Consider the following 18752-nt stretch of genomic DNA (forward strand, 5'->3'; position numbering starts at 1 on the left):
CCTCCGTAAGAACGTCTAGTGGTACGGGTCCGCCGCATCGCGCAGGCCGTCACCCATGAAGTTGAAGGCAAGCACGACGATCACCACCGGCACCATCGGGAAGAGGAGCCAGGGGTGCAGTTGCACGGCGGCGAGGTTCTGGGCCTCATTCAGCAGCACACCCCAGCTCGTCACCGGCGGGCGCAGGCCGAGCCCTAGGAAGGAGAGGGCCGTCTCGCCGAGGATCATGGAGGGGATCGAGAGCGTTGCAGAGGCGATCAGGTGGCTCATGAAGTTCGGGATGAGGTGGCGTGCAATGATGCGCTGCTTCGAGGCACCCATCAGTTCCGCTGCCTTCACGAAATCCTCCTCACGCAGCGAGAGAAGCTTCGAGCGCACGGCGCGGGCAAGGCCCGGCCAGTCGAGAAGGCCGAGGATAATCGTGATGCCGAAGAAGACGAGGATCGGGCTCCAATTCGCCGGGAGCGCAGCGGAGAGCGCGAGCCACAGCGGCAGTTCCGGAAGCGAGCGCAGAATCTCGATCATGCGCTGGATCACGTGATCGACCCAGCCGCCGAGGTAACCGGCGAGGCCGCCAAAGAAGAGGCCAAGCGCGAAGGATACCGCAATGCCGACAATGCCGATGGTGAGCGAGATCCGCGCGCCATAGATGATGCGCGAGAGCAGGTCACGCCCGAGCCTGTCTGTGCCGAGTAGGAACATCGTGCCGTCTTCCGGAGGACAGACGAGGTGGAAGTCCATCTGCCAGATGCCCCAGAACTGATAGGCATCGCCTCGGCAGAAGAAGCGGATCGGCTGCGGCTTCGACGTATCGACGGTGTAGACGCGTCGGAAGCTCTCCAGGTCGAAGTTGTAGGTGTAGGGATAGGTGAAGGGGCCGATGAACCGGCCCTCATGCATCAGGTGGATGCCCTGCGGCGGCGCATAGAGGAAGTCGCCGTGGCGCTTGGTGTGGTTGTAGGGCGCAATCACCTCGACGAAGGGAACGATGGCATAAAAGACAAGAAGCACGAAGGCTGCTGCCACCGCCACCTTATGGCGGCGGAACTTCCACCACATCAGCTGCCAGGACGAGGCGCGATAAAAGCTCTCGTTCTCGGCGCCGACAGGTTCGGTCTTGCCGGGGTCGAAGGGAGCCGGGTCGACGTAATGGCGCTTGGTAGGAAGGGCCGTATTCATCGTCCGCCTCCCATCCGGATCCGCGGATCGAGCCAGGCCAGCAACAGGTCCGAGATCAGCATGCCGACGACCGTGAGCACCGCGACGAACATGAGGATGAATCCGGCCAGGAACTGATCCTGGCTTTTCAGCGCGCTCAGCAGGACCGGACCGACCGTCGGCAAACTCAGCACCAGCGACACCAGGACCGAGCCGGACACGAGATGCGGCAGCAGGTTGCCGATATCGGCGATGAAGGGATTGAGCGACATGCGGAAAGGATATTTCAGCAGGGCCTTGGTGGGCCCAAGGCCCTTCGCCTTCGCCGTCACGTAATATTGCTTGCCGAGCTCATCGAGCAGGTTCGCGCGCATGCGCCGGATCATGGCGGCCGTGCCGCCGAGGCCGATCACGATGGTCGGCACGACAAGGTGCGAGAGGAGGGACTGTGTCTTGGCCCAGGTCCAGGGCTCGCCCGCATACTCTGCATCGTAGAGCCCACCGATGGAAATGCCGAACCAGCGGTTCATGTAATAGAGCAGAATCAGCGCGAGCAGGAAGCTCGGGGTCGCAAGGCCGATATAGCCGATGAAGGTGGCGAGATAGTCGCCGATGGAATATTGCCGCGTCGCGGAATAGATCGCGATGGGGATCGAGACCACATGGATGAAGATCACCACCGCGAGGTTGACGAGAAGGGTCAGCCACAGGGCATCGCCGACCACATCCACCACGGGCTTGTCGTATTCGAAGGACCAGCCCCAATCGCCCTGGAGCAGACCGGAGAAGCCGTTCGGTCCAGGCATGACACCGAGCCAGACCAGGTACTGCTGCCAGGCGGGCTTATCGAGTCCGTATTGCTTGATGAGGAACTCGGCTTTCGCAATCGAGGCGGATTCTCCCTGCGCGCGCAATTCGGCGATCTGATTGGACAGGAAGTCGCCGGGCGGCAGCTTGATGATGAAGAAGACCAAGGCCGAAATGATCAGCAAGGTCACCGCCATGGTGACGACGCGACGCAACAGGAAGCGGATCATCGACGGGCCTCTTTGCCGGCGGCTTTGTTCCAGAAGATTTCATCGACGCGATAGATGCCGAGCATCGCCGTCGGTTCCCAGCTGTAGAGCGCCTTGGCGGGGAGGCCCTGCAATCCGTTGCGGACGACGATGGGCTGCAGTGCGCCGGAGATGGTGCCGATGGACCATTGATTCTCAGCATGATTGCGCAGCATCTCGGTCCAGGCATCCCTCTGCACATCTCGGTTTCCGGTGTTCATCCAGGTGGAATAAAGATCGAGAAGGCGCTGGGCTTCTGGAATATCGACCTGCTCGCCGTTCTTGCCTTTGGTCTCTACGTACTGGCCCCATTTCGGCCAGGTGTAGTTATCCTGACGCATGGGCGCGAGTTCGGTCGGCGGCATGATGGCGGTGGGGATCGCGTTGTCGAGACCGGGAGCCGCCACCATGACGGTCAGCCCGGCATAGGAGCGGTTGCGCAGAACTGTGCGGTCCTGCGGCTTCACGAAGAGTCTCACGCCGATCTCGCGCCAGAACTCGCCGATCAGGGTCAGGCCATCGACCACGAGGGTGCTCTCGCCGTCCGTCTCGACGATGATCTCCAGTTCGCGTCCGTCGGGCAGCAGGCGGATTCCAGCGCCGTTGCGTTTCGTCAGGCCGATCTCGTCGAGCAGGCGCGAGGCCTCGGCCGGGTCATAGCCGGCATGGGCTGTGCGGAGTTCCTTCGAAAAGAGCGGGCTTTCCGCGACGATGGTGTTGTTACCCTCGGTGCCGAGCCCGAAGAGCAGCGCGTTGTTCAAGGTCTTGCGGTCGATGCCGAGCGACAGCGCGCGGCGGAAGTGAATGTCCCGGTTGAGCTTGCGCCAGACCGGATCCACCGTGTTCAGGTTCGGATAAAGCGCAAGCTCTGTACCCCGTGCATAGGGCCAGAGCAGGGTGGTGTAGCCCTTTGCCTTCTCGCCTTCCTTGAGAACCGGGATGTCGCTCATGGAGAGGCCGCGGAACAGGAGGTCGATTTCGCCCGCATTGGCTTTGGCCGCGAAGAGACCGGGAGCCGACACGTCCATGATGAGTCGGTCGACGTAGGGCAGCTGCTGTCCCTGATTGTCGATGCGGTGGTAATAGGGATTGCGCTCGAAGATGAAGCGATTGGCCGGCGCCGCATTCATGACGCGCCAGGGCATGAGCGTGGGAAGGGCAGGATTGGTCTGCTCCTTCATGTCGTCCATGCGATTGTGCAGGGCAGCCCAGGATTTCAACTTCTGCTGCTTCGCCTTTTCCTCAAGGGCGGCCTTATCCGCATATTTGGCGTGGAACTGCTTCAGATAGGCGGAAGCCCGATAGATGCCGGGATCGAGCGGTCCGGCCAATTGCGGCAGGAAGCGCGGATTGGGCTTGTCCCAGGTGAAGCGTACCGTCCGTTCGTCAAGGATCTCGAAGCGCGGAGGCTTGCCGTCGACCAGCATGAATTCGGGCGGTCCGGCCGGTGAGAGATCCGCGTTCTGCGCCACATCCTCCCAATAGTAGCGGAAATCCTCTGTCGTGAGGGGAGCCCCGTCCGACCAGCGATGGCCGGGGCGCAGGACGAAGGTGAACACCCGGTCGTCCTCGTTCTCGAGTTTTTCGAGAAGATCGGGCTGAAGCTGCAGGTTCCTGTCGTAGCCGACAAGGCGGGTATAGGCGAAGGTCGAGATGTAGCGGATGTCGCGCGGTCGCGGCACCAGGGTGATGATGTCGCCGCCATATTGGCCCGCCGCTTCGACGACGATGGGCGCTTTCGGCAGCCGCTCGGCCAGGGGCGGCAGCTTCTTGTCCTTCACCTGATCGGCGAAGAAAGGAGCGTCCTTGAAATCCTGTGCCCCGGCGGGCAGCGCGAGCAGACCGAGTGCGGCGGCAAGGATGAGCGAGTGTGTGCGGGTTTTGAGCAGCATCACGCAGCCTCCTGGGCTGTCTGGCGCCCCAGACGAACCTTATGGCCAGGTTCGATCTCTTTCATCAGGCCGAACTCACCGGGTTTGATGCGGAAGGGTTCTGGCCATTCCGACGGGTGAGAGAAGCGGCCGGTTCGCAGTTTGGCAAAGTCCAAGGGCCGGTCAATATCCGGATCCGGCACGGCGGCAAGGAGCGCCTGCGTGTAGGGATGAACCGGATTGCGGAAGAGCGAGGATTTCGGTGCCTCTTCGACGATATAGCCCCGGCACATGACCGCGATGGTATCGGCGATATAGTCCACGACCGCGAGGTTGTGGGACACGAAGAGATAGGACAGCCCGAGAGCCGATTGCAGATCCTTGAGCAGGTTCAGCACCTGTGCCTGGACCGACACGTCGAGAGCTGAAACAGGCTCATCGCAGAGCAGGACGCGCGGCTCGAGAGCGAGTGCCCGCGCGATGCCGAGACGCTGGCGCTGGCCGCCGGAGAACGAATGCGGATAACGCCTGAGTGAACGCTGATCGAGACCGACCATGTCGAGGAGCTGCTTCACGCGCTCATAGCGCTCGTCCGAGGTGCCGATGTCGTGGATGCGCAGGGGCTCGGTCAGAAGTTCGTAGACCGTCATGCGCGGATTAAGCGACGAGAACGGATCCTGGAAGATGAACTGCACGGAGCGGCGATAGGCGGTCAGTGCGTCGCCTTCCAGTTTATGCACGTCCTTCGGGCCCGTGCCGTCGTCGAACAGCACCCGGCCCGAATTGGGCGTGAGAGCGCGCATGATCATCTTGGACACGGTGGTCTTGCCGCAGCCGGATTCGCCCACGAGCCCAAGCGTCTTGCCGGCAGGCAGGGCCAGATCGACCTCGCTGACCGCGCGGATCTCCTGGGTCTTGCCGGAGAACCAGCCCGACCGAAGGGTGAAGCATTTCGTGAGGCGCTCGGCCTTCAGAATGGGACCCTTCGGCTGGATGCGTTCGGGTGCATCGGCCGATGCGAGGGTCGCGCTCGTCACTTCGCGGATCGGCGTCAGGCGCTCGTTCTCCGCCATGGCAAAGCGCGGAACGGCGCGCATGAGCGCCTGGAGATAGGCGTGCTGCGGGTTGCGGAAGAGGTTCTCCCGTGACCCGGCCTCCATGATCCTGCCTCGATACATCACCACCACCTCGTCAGCCACGTTGGCGACGACGCCGAGGTCGTGCGTGATGAGAAGCACCGACATGCCGGTCTCGATCTGGAGCTCTTTGATGAGATCCAGGATCTGCGCCTGCGTCGTCACGTCGAGTGCCGTCGTCGGCTCGTCCGCGATCAGGAGGGCGGGGCGGGTGATAAGCGCCATGGCGATCATGGCACGCTGGCGAAGGCCGCCGGAGAGCTCGAACGGGTAGGTTTTCAGGGCTCGCTTCGGATCGGGAAAGCCGACCCGGGCCAGCACCTCCATGGTCCGCTGGTTCGCCTTGGCCTGATCCGCATTCGAATGGATCATCAGCGCCTCGGAGATCTGGTCGCCGATGGTGTGGAGCGGTGACAGGGACGTCATCGGCTCCTGAAAGATCATGGCGATACGTCCGCCGCGCAGGGCATGCATGGCATCGCTCTCGGGCTGAAGCGCCGCGATGTCGACCGTTCCGCCGTTGGCGGGGTCGTTGAAGAGGATGGCGCCGCTGGTGATCTTGGCCTTCTTGGACAGAATCTGGAGAATGGCCTGCGCCGTCACCGATTTGCCGGATCCGGACTCGCCGACGAGCGCCACCGTCTTCCCCTTGGGAATATCGAATGTCAGGCCATCGACCGCGCGGAAATTTCCGGCATCGGTGTTGAAATCAACTGTCAGCTGGCGAACCGACAGGAGTGGCGCTTCCATATGCTCCTCCAGGAACTATGAGCATAACGCATTAGATCTCATTAGATCTCAAATGTGATCTTGTTTCCAAGCCGAAACACACATCGGGACACAGGAAACGTATGTCTCTGGCGGCGAGATGGGCGATAAGTCTTTCGCATAACGCCCAGATGACGTCGTCATGGACGAGATGATGGGTCAGAAACCCGATCGGCTCGTCGCGATCCGCTTCGCCCGCGACACGCCGCTCAATCGCTCTGGCGAGATTGGCAATGATCAGTGCCGGATCGGCCAGACTCTTCGTGCCGTGCCAATCGATGGGATCCATGTGGGTGTTGATCTGAATCAGCCCTTCGGCGGGGAAGGAGGCCTTCCGGTCGGTGAAGGTGGATAGGCCCCGAAATCCCAGGCGCGGCAGGTGAGGGACGAGATTTCGAGAGATCCGGTTCCAGGGCGGCACGAAGACCGGCAGGACCCTGGAGTCGAGATGCTCCCGTGCCACATGAAGCGCCTGTTTCGCCTGTGCCGCCATGACGTCCAGAGGGCGATGGGCACCAAACTCGGCCTTCTTCTCGGCGGCAGGGGCATGATTGGCATGGCTCCAGCCGTGGACGAGAGTGAAGGCCTTGTCCTCTCCTGCCAGACGCAGGGCGAGCGATGCTTCAATGCTTTCAGAAATGACGGCCAAGCCGATTCCGGCGTCGTAGTGGCGGGCGAGACCGAGAAGTCGGTCGAGCTGGGGCGTATCGGCCACCGCATCGTCGTCCCGCCACCAGAAGCGGATGGGGCAGCCCTGATCCCGAGCCCGGTCCAGAGCCAGATCCAAGGGTGCCCAGTCGATGCTTTGCTGAAGAGCGGGCTTGGAGTGCGCGAGGCTTTCGGCCACGGCAACGCTCCGCCGGGCTCCGTCGACGGATATGGACGGAGGCGCGGCGGGCGCACGGGTTAGCCCGCGCCGGATTGCGTCGGCCAGATTTTGCGGTGACAGCTCTGCTTCGGGCACGATTTCAGCAAGGCCCAGCGCTTGAAGACGCTCGGCGCGCAGGCGCTGCTCCGTCTCGGACCCTGCCTCGAACGGCACGAGAACCGATGTCACGCCGCTGCGCAGGAGATCGATGGTCGTATTATAGCCAGCCTGGCTCACGGAGAGGTCGGCGCCGGAAAGCAGAGAACGGAAATCTGACCGTGCGCGCTCGACGGTGACGTGAGGTGGAGCGCCTTCCTGAAGGACCAGGAAATCGGCTTCTCCAACGCCCCGTCCGATGAGGATGCGCCAGGACCGGTCGGCGATGTCTCGGGCTGCCGCAAGGGCCGTACGATAGAGCGAGAGGCTTGCTGCACTCGATCCACCGGAGACCACGATTCCGTGTCTGTGAGTGTCCGGGACAGGTTCCTCGTTCTCGTCCACATAGCCGGTATAGCGGATGAGGGGCCTGATCCGCTCGTCCAACGACCAGGAAGCCTCCAGTGGCACCATCTCCGGATCGCCATGAACGAGAACGGCGTCGTAATTGCGAAGCACACGCTCATGCGCTTCCGCGATCCGCGAGGCTTTCGAGGAGGGCACGAGGATGTCTCGGATCGAGCACAAAACCAGCGGGCGTGGATTCGCGTTACGCGCGGTATCGAGCAAAGCGCTGAATTCATCCTTCAGAACGCGACGGCCGAAGGGAAAAAGCTCGGTGATGAGAATATCGGGCCGAGTTTCTTTCAACGCGTTGAGCAGAAGGGTTCGGCGCCGTTCAAGATAGGTTGCATCTACCGACTCAAAGCGTTCATCGAGCAGCGTCTTGAAATCCGTGCCGACAGTCCGCACGGGTGGCAGCTGAACGAAGGTTACAGTCTCCAGATCGGGCAGCCTGGCAGGGCTTCCGCCCGACACCAGCGTCGTTTCATGTCCTTTTCGCGCAAAAGCCCGTGCAAGGGCCGCCGCCCTCGTCAGGTGGCCCGATCCCAACAGATGCGTGACGACAATCAGAATGCGCAAGCTCATTCTCCCGCTCTAAGTCGTGAGCGGTTCGAGCGCATTGCGCAAGCGCAAAGCGGCATGAGCGAGATCGCGTTCCTGTTTAACGAAACGGGACGCGCTGGCGCCGAGGCTCTGCAGCCGTTCCCGATCCTGCAGGAGATTGCTCAACGCATCCGCGAAGGCCGCAAGGTCGCCGGGCGGCGTCAATAGTCCGGTCTTCCCGTCGCGCATCACGCTGGCAACGCCGCCATAGGCACCCGCTACCACCGCGCAGCCGAGAGCCTGAGCCTCCAGCAGCACCATTCCGTAGGCTTCGTTGACCGCAGGCCAGACGAAGAGATCGGCTATCTCGTAGAGCGCGGTCAGCTCGGCTCTGCTCTCGATCTGACCGTGAAACCGCACACGTTGTGCCATGGGAGAGAAGAGCCGCACGATTTCTTCCCGTGCCTCCCCATCACCCACCACGTCCAGGGACCATGGCAGGTGCCGAATCCGCTGAAGAGCTGCCGCCAGAATGCGATAGGAGGCGAGCTTGTCGCCTTCCCGCATCATCGCCACCGTGAGAAGACGTGGTTCGGTTTGTGGCGAAGGACGTTCGCTCGATGCAGGCCATTCCGCCAAATCCAGAAACGGCGGCAGATCGACCAGAGCCTGATGCGATGGCCTTGCTCTCTCCAGCGCCTCCCGGTCATGCGCGGTCATGACGAAAATCGCATCGGCCCGATCCAGAGCAGCTTCCGCCCCGTCATGACCAAGGGCCCACGAACCTTGCGCACGTTTCGCCGCTCTCGATCCTTCCGCGATCACATAGGGAATGCCGAGAGCTTTCGTGACAGGTGGGCCGATCCAGTCCGGCGCCTTGTAATAGACGTGATAGGTAAACCACAGGCAGGGGCGGTTCTCTTCAGGTAGTGCTTGATAATGCGCGATGAGGCGATCAGCCTCTTCAAGCGATCGTTGCCGAAGGCTTTCCTGACGCTGCCGGTCGCCTGTCTTGTCGAGCGTTCGTATTTCGCTGGCGAGAAATGGCGAATAGCCTGCCCGGTCTAAGGCTTTCATCAACAGGCGCGCCATGGTGCGGTCGCCCGAGGGAAGCGGATGGTTCGGGCTCTTCAAGGGGGCGTAGAACGCAACGGGCCTTGAGATGGTCACACCCGCTCCGGTTCTCTCTTTGGTACGTCGGTCACGGCCCGGAGGCGTGCCTCCAGCACGTCGATCCCACCTTCCATGGAAAAGTCCCGCCGCAGGCGCGAGAAGGCGGCATCCCCGAGGGTTTTCCGGTGTTCCGGATTGCGAGCGAGGAGATTGAGGGCGTTGGACAAAGCCTCCCAATCGCCCGGTGGCACGAGCTGGCCTTCCAAGCCGTTGCGGATGAATTCGGGAATGCCCGCGAAGTCCGTCGCCACGATGGCAAGCCCTTGGCTTGCCGCTTCCATGATGACGTTCGGCAATCCGTCCCGGTCGCCGGATTTCGCTTCCTTCGAGGGCAGGACGAAAAGGTCGGCTTCGCGCAGGAGAGCAATGATGTCTGGCTGCGCCTTGGAGCCGAGGAAGGCCACCCTGTCGGCGATGCCTGCTTCCTGCGCCTGCTTTTTCAGGGTGTTGAGCAACTCTCCGCCGCCCACATGGGCGAAGCGCCAGTGAAGATCCTGGGGCAGGGCGGCGAGAGCTTGGATCAGATCGCCATAACCCTTCTTCGCTACGGCCCGTCCGACGGACACGATCCGCACCGGATCGAGCGGGTCAGAGCCATCCCTTACAGGGCGGCTTTCAGGGGCCGCGGGGAAGCGGGAAAGATCGAGCCCGTGATAGACAAGCGATACCTTGTCAGAATGCGACAGCGATTGAAGATTGCCCGCTCCCTGCGCTGTGCAGGTCACGCCCCAATGGGCTTCCGCCATCTTCTCGCGCTTTTCCCAGTCGGGCGTCGTCCAGATGTCCTTGGCATGGGCCGAGAAGGTCCAGCTCCGGTCCGTGAGCAAGGCGGCATAGCGGACGACGGATGCCGGCGTGTGAAGGTAATGCACATGCAGATGCCGCACGTCCTTCGGCATCTCCCGGGCCATCACGAAGGCCTGGCCGATGCGGCGTATCCGGTTGGCGGTGAAGTCGCGTTTCAGATCGCGCCAGAAGGCCTTGATCGTCGCCTTGAAACCCTTTTGCCCCATGCTCCAGAAGGCGCCGCGTAGCACGCGCAACGGCTCCTCGTAGAGATACTCGGGCAGATAGGTAACCCGCGCCTTGATCGCCTTGTGCATGGGATGCACGGCCCGTTCTGTCGGATGCCGAAGGGACCAGATCTCGAGCGCGAGGCCGCGTTGCTCGAGGGCCAGGATTTCCTGCGCAATGAAGGTCTCGGAAAGGCGTGGATAGCCTTTGACGACGACGGCGATGCGCCGGGCTGTCAATGTGGGAAGCATCGATACTTTTACTCGGCTGCCTGATGGTAGGCAGGGGCAAATGGCGTCTTGGACCCCGTGAGAGCCTTGAGCCGCTCCTGCACCCGGTCAAGTCCATCAAGCAGGCCGGGAACGGTGACATCCGACGGGCGCGGCTGCGATGACAGAGAACGCAGGGCGGCGGCCATGCGCTCCGGCGTCCGCGGCTTCTTGTAGTCGCTCAGCATGCTCACCAGCCCGAGCCGCTCGCCCTCGACGGCGCGGATATATTGCTCCAGGCGGGGCCTGGTCCGCGGGACGATCAGCGTGCGCTTGTCGAAGGACAGGGCCTCGCAGAAGGTGTTGTATCCGCCCATGGCCACGATGGCGTCCGCCTTCTTCATCAGCCATTCGATCTTGTTGTCGAAGGACATCACATCGAGCTTCGGCTGCTTGGCGATGCGTTCGACGAAGGAGCGGCGTTTGTCTCGGTCGATGAACGGCCCGAAGAGAATGAGTGCCGGCTGTTCGAGTTCCGCATCGGTCTCGTAGGCCGAGATGACCCAGTCGATCAGGTCGTCGCCATCGCCGCCGCCGCCAGTGGTCACCAGAATGAAGGGCTGCTTCGTGATCTTGGGGTATTTGGTCAGGGACTGTGTTGGCGGCAGGTCCCGGCGCAGGTAGCCGGTATAGGTGATGCGCCTTTTGACCTCCACGGGCAGATCGAGTGCCTTGAGCGGCTGATAGATGTCCTTGAGACCGTAAACCCAGATCTCGTCGTAATAGTGGATCAGGGCCTCCTTCGCGCCCTTGCGCTCCCATTCCGGCACGAGAAGGGCCGGTTCATCCATCACGTCGCGGATGCCAAGCACGAGGCGGCAACCGGCCGCCTTAAGGTAATCGAGCGCTGGCACGACCTCACCACGGAAGCCCGTCGGTTCCTTGTCGACGATGAAGACATCCGGCTTGAAAGCCTTGGCGGCTTGCAGAATGAGCGCCTGGCGCAGACCCACCGCCTCATCCAGCTCCACGTTGAGGTTGAGGCTGCGGTAATCCCCGTCCGGCAGCTTCGTGACCCCCGGGATGCGGATGTAGTCGACCCCGCTGTCGAATTCGAAATTGCCGATGACGGGCGAGCCCGAGATGATAACGACCGAGGTGTCCGGACGGTCCTGCACGATGGCATTCGCAATCGCCCGGGACCGGCGCAGATGGCCGAGGCCAAAGGTGTCATGGCTATAGATAAGAACTCTCGTTCCGCGGGCGCTCTCCGGCTGCACCGAGGCAGAACCTGCATCCTGATCAAAGTCCATCACCAGGTCTGCCATGCGGCTGCCCCTACGGTCAGGCGGTCGCTCGATTGACGACCCATTCGCCTTCTCTACCTTCTAGAGCATCGGACCCAAAAGTAGACCCACTTTTTGGGATCACTTCCGATACTCCCTCTATACATAGCGCATTGTTGGGGGCGGACCCAGAGGGCCGCGTCAGCGACCCGAAGGGCCACGTCAGTGAAAACCGGATCCACTTTTCCGCACGATGCGCTAAAGTCCCTATCGATCAAATAAGGCATTGCCCGAGATCGGAAAGAGGTTCATCCAGGCGTACAGAAGTGGTAACCGTTGGGCAATGGAAAAGAGCCTCTTTAGGTATATTTGGATACATTCCAAGCGCGACCAGCTGATTGTCTGCGCCGTTGTGCTCGCTTCCCTGCCGTTCTATTTCATGTCCCTGGATCTGCCTCGCCAGATCGTGAACCAGGCGATCCAGGGCGAGGCTTTCAGAGACGGCAATCCTACGGCCCCCTTCCTTCACCTCAGCTATGGCTTGCCGCGGTGGCTGGGCGGCGGCACCCTGGAAATCTTCGAAGGCTTCCAGGTCGGCCGGCTCGGCCTGCTCTTCGGTCTCTCATGCCTGTTCCTGTTCTTCGTCGTCGTCAACGGGGCGTTCAAGTACTGGATCAACGTCGCCAAGGGTATCCTGGGCGAGCGGATGCTGAGGCGCATGCGCTTCGACCTGTTTGCCATGGTCCTGCGCTTTACCCCGGACGCCCTGCGCACGGTCAAATCCTCCGAGACGGCCACGATCATCAAGGACGAGGTCGAGCCTATCGGCGGATTCATCGGGGATGCCTTCATCACCCCGATCTTCCTCGGCCTGCAGGCCATCACGGCGCTTGCTTTCATCATGATCCAGAACGTCTGGCTCGGTCTGATCGCACTGGCGGTGATTGCCATACAGTTCACGATCATTCCGCGGCTGCGGCGAGAGCTGCTTCGCCTGGGAAAACAGCGGCAGATCGCGTCCCGTCAGTTGGCAGGGCGCATTGCCGAGGTCCAGGACGGCATTGAGGTCGTTCAGGTTCACAATGCTTCCAATTGGGAACGGGCGGAGATTGGACACAGGCTCTTCAATCTCTTCACCATCCGGCTCAAGATCTATAACCGGAAATTTTTCGTCAAATCGCTCAACAACTTCCTTGCGCAGCTGACGCCGTTCTTCTTCTACGCCATCGGCGGCTATTTCGCCCTGCGCGGCACCCTCGATATCGGTCAGCTCGTCGCCGTCATCGGCGCTTACCGCGAGCTGCCGCCGCCCTTGAAGGAGTTGATCGATTGGGACCAGCAGCGTCTCGACGTTCAGGTAAAGTACGATCAGGTCACCCAGCATTTCGCGGAAGAGCGGCTCATGCCATTGCTCGAGGCGCGCGAGGAGGCGGAGCAGGATGCACCGCTGATCGGGCCGCTCGTGGCCGAGGACATCCGCGTCGCCGGGCCCCATGGCGACATGATCATCGAAGGAGGGGCTTTCGCGCTCGATCTGCCCGCGAGTGTGGCGCTGATGTCCAATGGTGGTGCCGCAGCGAGCTCTCTGGCGCGCATCATTGCGCGGCGCATGCCGGAGTTCAGCGGCCAGATCCGCATCGGCGAGCGCGATCTGACGCAGCTTCCCGGATCTGTGGTCGGGCACAGGATCGCCTATGCGGGGGTCGATCCCATTCTCTTTCCCGGCAGCATCCGCGACAATCTCGTCTATGGCCTGCGCTCCAAACCTCTCGGCAAAACGGAGGAGGAAAGGCGGGAAATGGACCGCCGAATCGCCGAGGCGATCAGAACTGGCAATCCGATTGAGAGCATCGGAGATCGATGGGTTGATTACGAGCGGGTCGGGGCAAGGAATGAAAGCGATCTCGATCGCATTCTCCTCGATCTCCTGGACCGCATCGGCATGGGGGACACGATCTACCTGTTCGGCTTGGCGGGCAGGATCGACCCCGAACGCCACATGGCTCTTGCCGAGCGTATGGTCGAAGCAAGGCGGCGCCTGCGTGAAACGTTCCAGTCGAACGGCATGGCCGATCTGGTCGAGCCCTTCGATCCTGCGCGCTACAACAGTCAGGCCACCATTGCCGAGAATCTTCTCTTCGGTGTGCCGATCTCGGACGAGTTCAAGGGGCGCAATCTGGCCGAGAACAACCGGTTCCGCAGCGCCATCGACAGGGCGGGGCTGACCGACGATCTGGTCCGCATGGGCCTGCAGATCGCCGAGACCATGACCGAAATTTTCGAGGGACTGCCCCCCGGCCATTCGCTGTTCGAGCAGTTTTCCTTCATCGGCGCCGAGGAACTGCGGGACTTCGAGGCCATTCTGCGCCGGCATGCCCGGGGCGAGGGCAGTCTGAGGCGGGAGGACCGGACACGACTTCTGGCCCTGCCTCTGGCCTATATCGAAGCCCGGCACCGCCTCGGTCTTCTCGACGGCGGGCTGATGACCCGGATCGTAGAGGCTCGCGGCCTCGTTCGGGAGGTGCTCGCCAAGTTCGCCTCCGAGGGTGTGGAGTTTCTCGATCCTGAGCGCTTCTGCGCCGCCGCTCCCCTGCGGGACAACCTTCTGTTCGGGCGCGTCAGCTATCAGGTCGCCAATGCCCGTATTCGGGTCGCGGAGGCGGTTGCAACGGTGGTGCGGGAACTCGACCTGCTGGAGGATATCGAGCGCATCGGCCTCGATTATCAGGTCGGCACGGCGGGCCGGCTCCTGACGCCGCAGGAGAGGGCGAGCGTAAGTCTCGTGCGCTGCCTCGTGAAGCGCCCGGACGTTCTCGTCATCGACGGGGCGCTTGCGCCGTTCGAAGAAGCGCGCGGCCATCAATTGCTTGAATTGCTGCTGGAGCTTCTCGATCAACAAAGCCTGTTCATGGTCCTTCCGAATGATCGACAGGCAGGCGCTTTCGATGTTCAGTTGCGCTTCCGCGACGGACAGATCATCACGGAAAAGACGGCCGCTCCGGCTCTCAGGCCCGCCAGACCTGAACCGGATACCGCCCAAAAGATAACAGGAGAGGTGGCATGACCCTTGAAACCGAGGTTCAGTCCTTGCGGCAGGTCCCGATGTTCCGGGATGTGGATCCAGCCCGCCTGAAGCTTCTCGCCTTCACGAGCGAGCGGGTGCAGTTTTCCGGCGGGCAGCGCTTCTTCTCGCAAGGGGATCCGTCCGACGCCGCCTACGTGATCCTCGACGGCCGGGCGAGCGTGCTCCTCAATACGCCGGGAGGGGACATCCAGGTGGCCGAACTCGGGAGCAATGCCCTCGTCGGCGAGATGGGCATTCTCTCGGACACGCCCCGTTCCGCCACAATCATGGCAGCCGAGCCGACCACAGCCCTGAGAATCGACAAGCGGGTCTTCCTCGAGCTTCTCGCCCAGTTCCCGCAGATGTCCCTGGCGATCATGCGGGAACTGGCGAAGCGCCTTGAGCGGACGAACGCACAGCTTGTCGCACAGTCCTCATCCTAAATTTCCAGGCAAACCCTGAGAATTTTTCGGGGAAAATGCCGGTAAGGTTAGCGAAATCCTACCTCTTATGGTCAAGCTGACCGATTCTCGTCACAACTACCCGTCAACCCTTGTCTTAGAATGACACAAGGGAAGGCCCGACCGTCAGGTCGGGCTGTTGCGGGATAAGTGATGATGAGTAACGCGAGAACGCTGCTTTGCGCGGTTCCGCAGCCCGTTGCGGATGAGCGCAAGAATGTTAGCTACCGCCGTTTCCTTCACTTGACCTTGGTCGCGGGCCTGATTGTGGGCCTTCAGGGCCTGACGGCAGGCCCCGCCGCCGTCGCGACCCTCCCAAGCGCTCTGTTGGCAAGACCCGTTACCGCACCCATGGTGAAGCCGGTCGTCATGGCCTCCATGGATTTCACGCCGAAGCTCGGAAAGGAGCCGGGGCTCTTTCAAGCCATTCTCGAGGGGGCTTTCTCCTTCGTGAAGCCGCGGGCCGTAAAGCCGGCCCCTGAGACTTTACCGGAGGAAGTGGCCGGCGATCCGGACGAGCTGATCCCGTTCAACGGCCGCAATGTGCCGCGCTGGCTGGTGCATTCCATCCTCAAGGCAGCCCATGTGACCGGCGTGGATCCGGTCTACATGATGACTCTGGCCGATGTGGAATCGAGCCTCTCGCCGGAGGCCAAGGCGCCAACCTCATCCGCCCAAGGACTGTTCCAGTTCATCGACAGCACCTGGATCGAGACCGTCTATGCCCATGCCGCCGACTACGGGTTCGGCGCGGCAGCGGAGGCAATCGGCTACGTTAACGGTGAGCTAGAGGTGGATGCCAAGCACCGGGAATGGATCATGAGCCTGCGGACGGATCCCTATTTCTCGGCTCTCATGGCCGGTGAGCTGATCAAGGACGTGGAACGCGCCCTGCAGGCCGAAGGGGAGCGCGAGCTGGCCGAGGCTGAACTCTACTTGGCTCATTTCCTAGGTGCATCCAGCGCCGTTCGCTTCCTCGAAGTCCTCGACCAGGACCCGAACATGAAGGCTTCCAAGCTCTTCCCGAAGGCGGCCAAGGCCAATGCCGGTCTGTTCATGGAAGGGAAGGGCCGCAAGCGCCGCTCGGTCAGCGTGGCCGAACTCTACGACAAGATCGACTCGAAGATCGTCCGCCGTCTCGACCGCTATGAGGGCATCGGTCCCTATCTCGCAGAGATCACCCGTCGGCCTGAGCGGACGGCCGAGGCTGCCCCGCTGGTGCAATAAAGGCGGGAGCCTGAAGCTAGCGCGTCCGGTTTGGCAGCTAGGCCTTCGAGAAACGTCTCTGTTCGATCCCGCCCGTTTTCGGTTCATGCTGCTGCGTCATAGCGCTTTTGCGCATCGACAACCTCTCCGATATGCGTCTCCGCCCAAATTCTTAAGGCGTCCACCGTCGAGGCAAGGGTCTGGCCGAGCGGCGTGATGCTGTATTCGACCGTGACCGGCACGGTCGGAAAGGCCCTGCGACCGATCAAGCCATCTCGCTCGAGGCTTTTGAGAGTCTGCGAGAGCATCTTCTGCGACAGGCCCTCAATCTGGCGGCGCAACTGGTTGAACCGCATCGGCCCTTTCGCCAGCAGCCCCAGGATCAGCACCGTCCATTTGTCCGCAACCCGGTCGAGCACGAGGCGTGTCGGGCAGGCGGCGGCATAAGGATTGGGTACGTTCATGCCGGTATCTCCCAGGTAACCAAGTGATCTGAAAGTGCCTTCTTTACACCAATAAGGCTTTATCACACCTAGTATCTGATAGAAACCTTGTTGGAGACCAATCATGAAAGTTGCACTCGTCGGAGCCACCGGTAACGCAGGCTCGCGGATCCTGGCCGAGCTCTCCCGCTGCGGGCATGAAATTACAGCCATCGTCCGCAATCCGGACAAGGTGCCGGCCCAGGTCAATGTCACTGCCAGAAGAGGCGATGTGAGCGATCAGGGACGCCTGTCTGAACTCCTCGCTGGCCATGACGTCGCTGTGAGTGCGGTCCATTTTACGCAGAGCGATCCTCACAAGCTGATCGGAGCCGCCCGCAGCTCCCGGGTGGAACGCTATCTGGTCGTGGGTGGCGCCGGCAGCCTCGAGGTCGCGCCGGGTATCAGGCTGGTCGACACGCCGGACTTCCCGAGCGCTTACAAGGCCGAAGCCTCGGCGGGGGCCGCCTTCCTCGATCTTCTGCGGCAGGAGAGGGAGCTCGATTGGACGTTTATCTCACCCTCGGCAATGTTCGTTCCAGGAGAGCGCACTGGCCGCTTCCGCCTCGGCAAGGACCAGCTCCTTACCAACGAGCAGGGCAGCAGCATCTCCTTCGAGGATTATGCCATCGCACTCGTCGACGAGGTGGAGAAGCCCGCCCATTCCCGCCAGCGCTTCACGGTCGGTTATTGACCGCTGTCGATTTCGGGAAAGAGCGCGAACCCCTTTCCCGATCATCCAACTGCGCTGATGGCTGAAGATGCCGAAGCCGGCAGCGAGCGTGTGTGCACGAAGTCGCCCTTGGCGAGATAGGTCAGCTCCTCCGGCGTAGAGGTCCGCCCGAGAACCGGATTGCGGTGCGGGAACCGGCCGAAACGGGAGATGATATCGAAATTGGCCTGGGCCTGACTGAGAGAGAATTGCCAGACCGCCTTGAGATCGTCCGGAGCCTCATCAATGGCCCGCTCCGAGATGGCAACGATGCGCCTCATCCGCTCCAGATGATCCGGACCCTCCGCATGGGCGAGGGGAAGGAAGTGGAAGAACTTCTCATAAGGAGTGGTCAGGGCCTCGTAATGCCCATTCCTGAAACCCTCCTCGGCGATCCTCAAGGTGACCGGGTCGGAGGAGTAGGCCTCCGGCGTGCCCGCGAACAAGCCGCGCGGAAACTGATCGAGCACGATGATCAGGCACAACCGGCCGAGAGGCGTCTCAAGCCAATGGTTGAGCTCGCCAGCCTTGGCTGCGTGAACCAGGGGAGCGAACTGGTGCAGTTCCGCATTAGCTCCGCCACGCATCCACCAGGCCATCATCTGCCAGTGCGTCGCGATGCCGGAGCACGACAAATCGACCGGGAACCAGAAGTCGTAGACCCTGTGCCAATCCATATGAGATGACATCGGCTCCTCCCTGAAGGAGCCCGATATTATCTCGGGTGGAATCCCCGTGCTGTGCTTGGAAACACCTGAAATTCGTCCGGGGACTCAGAACGCCTTGAACGTGATGATCGTGTGCGTGTCGGCGATTTCGGGGATGACCTGCACGTTCTCGGCGATGAAATGGCCGATATCGACTCCGTCATCCACGTGGAATTTGGCGAGGATGTCGTAATTGCCGGCCGTCGAGTAGATCTCGGACGCGATTTCCCGGTCGGCAAGAGCATTCGCGACGGCGTAGGTCTTGCCGAGCTTGCATTTGATCTCGACGAAGAAGGTCTGCATGGGGGGCTCCAGGTGGGGCTCTCTCACTCATGGCATTCGGAGGAGCGACGCGCAAGCCGATCGCTCCTTCATGGCTTAGGACCGCCCGATGCTGACATAGGTGAAGCCGTTGCGGCGCATTTCCTCGGGGCGGTAGACATTGCGAAGGTCGACCACCACCGGGGCGGCGAGCGTCGCCTTCAGGCGGGCAAGGTCGAGCGCGCGGAACGTATCCCACTCGGTCACCAGAACCAGG

The 18752-nt window shown here is 61.8% G+C and carries 16 protein-coding genes; 4 read left to right on the plus strand and 12 right to left on the minus strand.

The features are described from left to right. Positions 1–15 precede the first annotated feature (15 nt). From ACS5Q1_RS18540 to ACS5Q1_RS18575, 8 genes are read right to left on the minus strand one after another with little or no spacing between them, the layout of a single operon-like run. Positions 16–1179 (minus strand): ABC transporter permease, encoded by a 1164-nt coding sequence (locus tag ACS5Q1_RS18540; RefSeq protein WP_473099572.1) that lies wholly within the window; start codon positions 1177–1179, stop codon positions 16–18. Then, positions 1176–2195, minus strand: coding sequence for an ABC transporter permease (locus ACS5Q1_RS18545; protein ID WP_473099573.1), 1020 nt, complete (start codon positions 2193–2195; stop codon positions 1176–1178). Before ACS5Q1_RS18545 ends, ACS5Q1_RS18540 begins: the two co-directional genes overlap by 4 nt. Beyond that, positions 2192–4105, minus strand: a complete 1914-nt coding sequence (locus tag ACS5Q1_RS18550) for an ABC transporter substrate-binding protein (RefSeq protein ID WP_473099574.1) — start codon at positions 4103–4105, stop codon at positions 2192–2194. Before ACS5Q1_RS18550 ends, ACS5Q1_RS18545 begins: the two co-directional genes overlap by 4 nt. Further along, positions 4105–5970, minus strand: a complete 1866-nt coding sequence (locus tag ACS5Q1_RS18555; protein WP_473099575.1) for an ABC transporter ATP-binding protein — start codon at positions 5968–5970, stop codon at positions 4105–4107. Before ACS5Q1_RS18555 ends, ACS5Q1_RS18550 begins: the two co-directional genes overlap by 1 nt. 31 nt (positions 5971–6001) lie before the next feature. Next, positions 6002–7942 carry a glycosyltransferase gene (locus tag ACS5Q1_RS18560; RefSeq protein ID WP_473099576.1) on the minus strand — a complete coding sequence of 647 codons (1941 nt, stop codon included), beginning with the start codon at positions 7940–7942 and terminating at the stop codon, positions 6002–6004. Positions 7943–7951: 9 nt separating this feature from the next. Further along, positions 7952–9070: a glycosyltransferase family 4 protein gene (locus ACS5Q1_RS18565; protein WP_473099577.1), complete on the minus strand. Its 1119-nt coding sequence runs from the start codon at positions 9068–9070 to the stop codon at positions 7952–7954. After that, complete coding sequence (locus ACS5Q1_RS18570) at positions 9067–10338, minus strand: glycosyltransferase (RefSeq protein WP_473099578.1); 1272 nt, start codon at positions 10336–10338, stop codon at positions 9067–9069. Before ACS5Q1_RS18570 ends, ACS5Q1_RS18565 begins: the two co-directional genes overlap by 4 nt. A gap of 8 nt (positions 10339–10346) precedes the next feature. Then, positions 10347–11624 (minus strand): glycosyltransferase family protein, encoded by a 1278-nt coding sequence (locus ACS5Q1_RS18575; RefSeq protein WP_473099579.1) that lies wholly within the window; start codon positions 11622–11624, stop codon positions 10347–10349. 301 nt (positions 11625–11925) lie between these two features. Here ACS5Q1_RS18575 and ACS5Q1_RS18580 point away from each other — a divergent pair, with 301 nt between their 5' ends. The 3 genes from ACS5Q1_RS18580 to ACS5Q1_RS18590 all read left to right on the plus strand — a co-directional run bounded on the left by ACS5Q1_RS18580 (position 11926) and on the right by ACS5Q1_RS18590 (position 16334). Next, positions 11926–14646 carry an ABC transporter transmembrane domain-containing protein gene (locus ACS5Q1_RS18580; protein ID WP_473099580.1) on the plus strand — a complete coding sequence of 907 codons (2721 nt, stop codon included), beginning with the start codon at positions 11926–11928 and terminating at the stop codon, positions 14644–14646. Then, the gene (locus ACS5Q1_RS18585) at positions 14643–15089 is read left to right on the plus strand and encodes a Crp/Fnr family transcriptional regulator (protein ID WP_114947152.1); all 447 of its coding nucleotides are present in this window, start codon (positions 14643–14645) and stop codon (positions 15087–15089) included. Before ACS5Q1_RS18580 ends, ACS5Q1_RS18585 begins: the two co-directional genes overlap by 4 nt. Before the next feature lie 174 nt (positions 15090–15263). Further along, a complete protein-coding gene (locus ACS5Q1_RS18590; RefSeq protein WP_473099581.1) occupies positions 15264–16334 on the plus strand; it encodes a transglycosylase SLT domain-containing protein in 1071 nt (356 codons plus the stop codon). 83 nt (positions 16335–16417) lie between these two features. Here the strand turns inward: ACS5Q1_RS18590 and ACS5Q1_RS18595 are convergent, their stop codons facing one another. Next, on the minus strand, positions 16418–16777 hold the full coding sequence (locus tag ACS5Q1_RS18595; protein ID WP_473099582.1) for a winged helix-turn-helix transcriptional regulator: 360 nt from the start codon (positions 16775–16777) through the stop codon (positions 16418–16420). Positions 16778–16880: 103 nt separating this feature from the next. Here ACS5Q1_RS18595 and ACS5Q1_RS18600 point away from each other — a divergent pair, with 103 nt between their 5' ends. Then, a complete protein-coding gene (locus ACS5Q1_RS18600) occupies positions 16881–17489 on the plus strand; it encodes an NAD(P)-dependent oxidoreductase (protein WP_473099583.1) in 609 nt (202 codons plus the stop codon). Between the two features lie 41 nt (positions 17490–17530). On the opposite strand, the gene ACS5Q1_RS18605 is transcribed toward ACS5Q1_RS18600, so the two are convergent. From ACS5Q1_RS18605 to ACS5Q1_RS18615, 3 genes are all read right to left on the minus strand, one after another. Then, complete coding sequence (locus ACS5Q1_RS18605; RefSeq protein WP_473099584.1) at positions 17531–18196, minus strand: DUF924 family protein; 666 nt, start codon at positions 18194–18196, stop codon at positions 17531–17533. 84 nt (positions 18197–18280) lie between these two features. After that, positions 18281–18517: an Lrp/AsnC ligand binding domain-containing protein gene (locus tag ACS5Q1_RS18610; RefSeq protein ID WP_009494007.1), complete on the minus strand. Its 237-nt coding sequence runs from the start codon at positions 18515–18517 to the stop codon at positions 18281–18283. Positions 18518–18592: 75 nt separating this feature from the next. After that, the coding region (locus ACS5Q1_RS18615; protein WP_473099585.1) for a UDP binding domain-containing protein at positions 18593–18752 on the minus strand (160 nt) is incomplete at its 5' end.

The sequence above is a fragment of the Microvirga sp. GN3 genome, assembly GCF_055792825.1.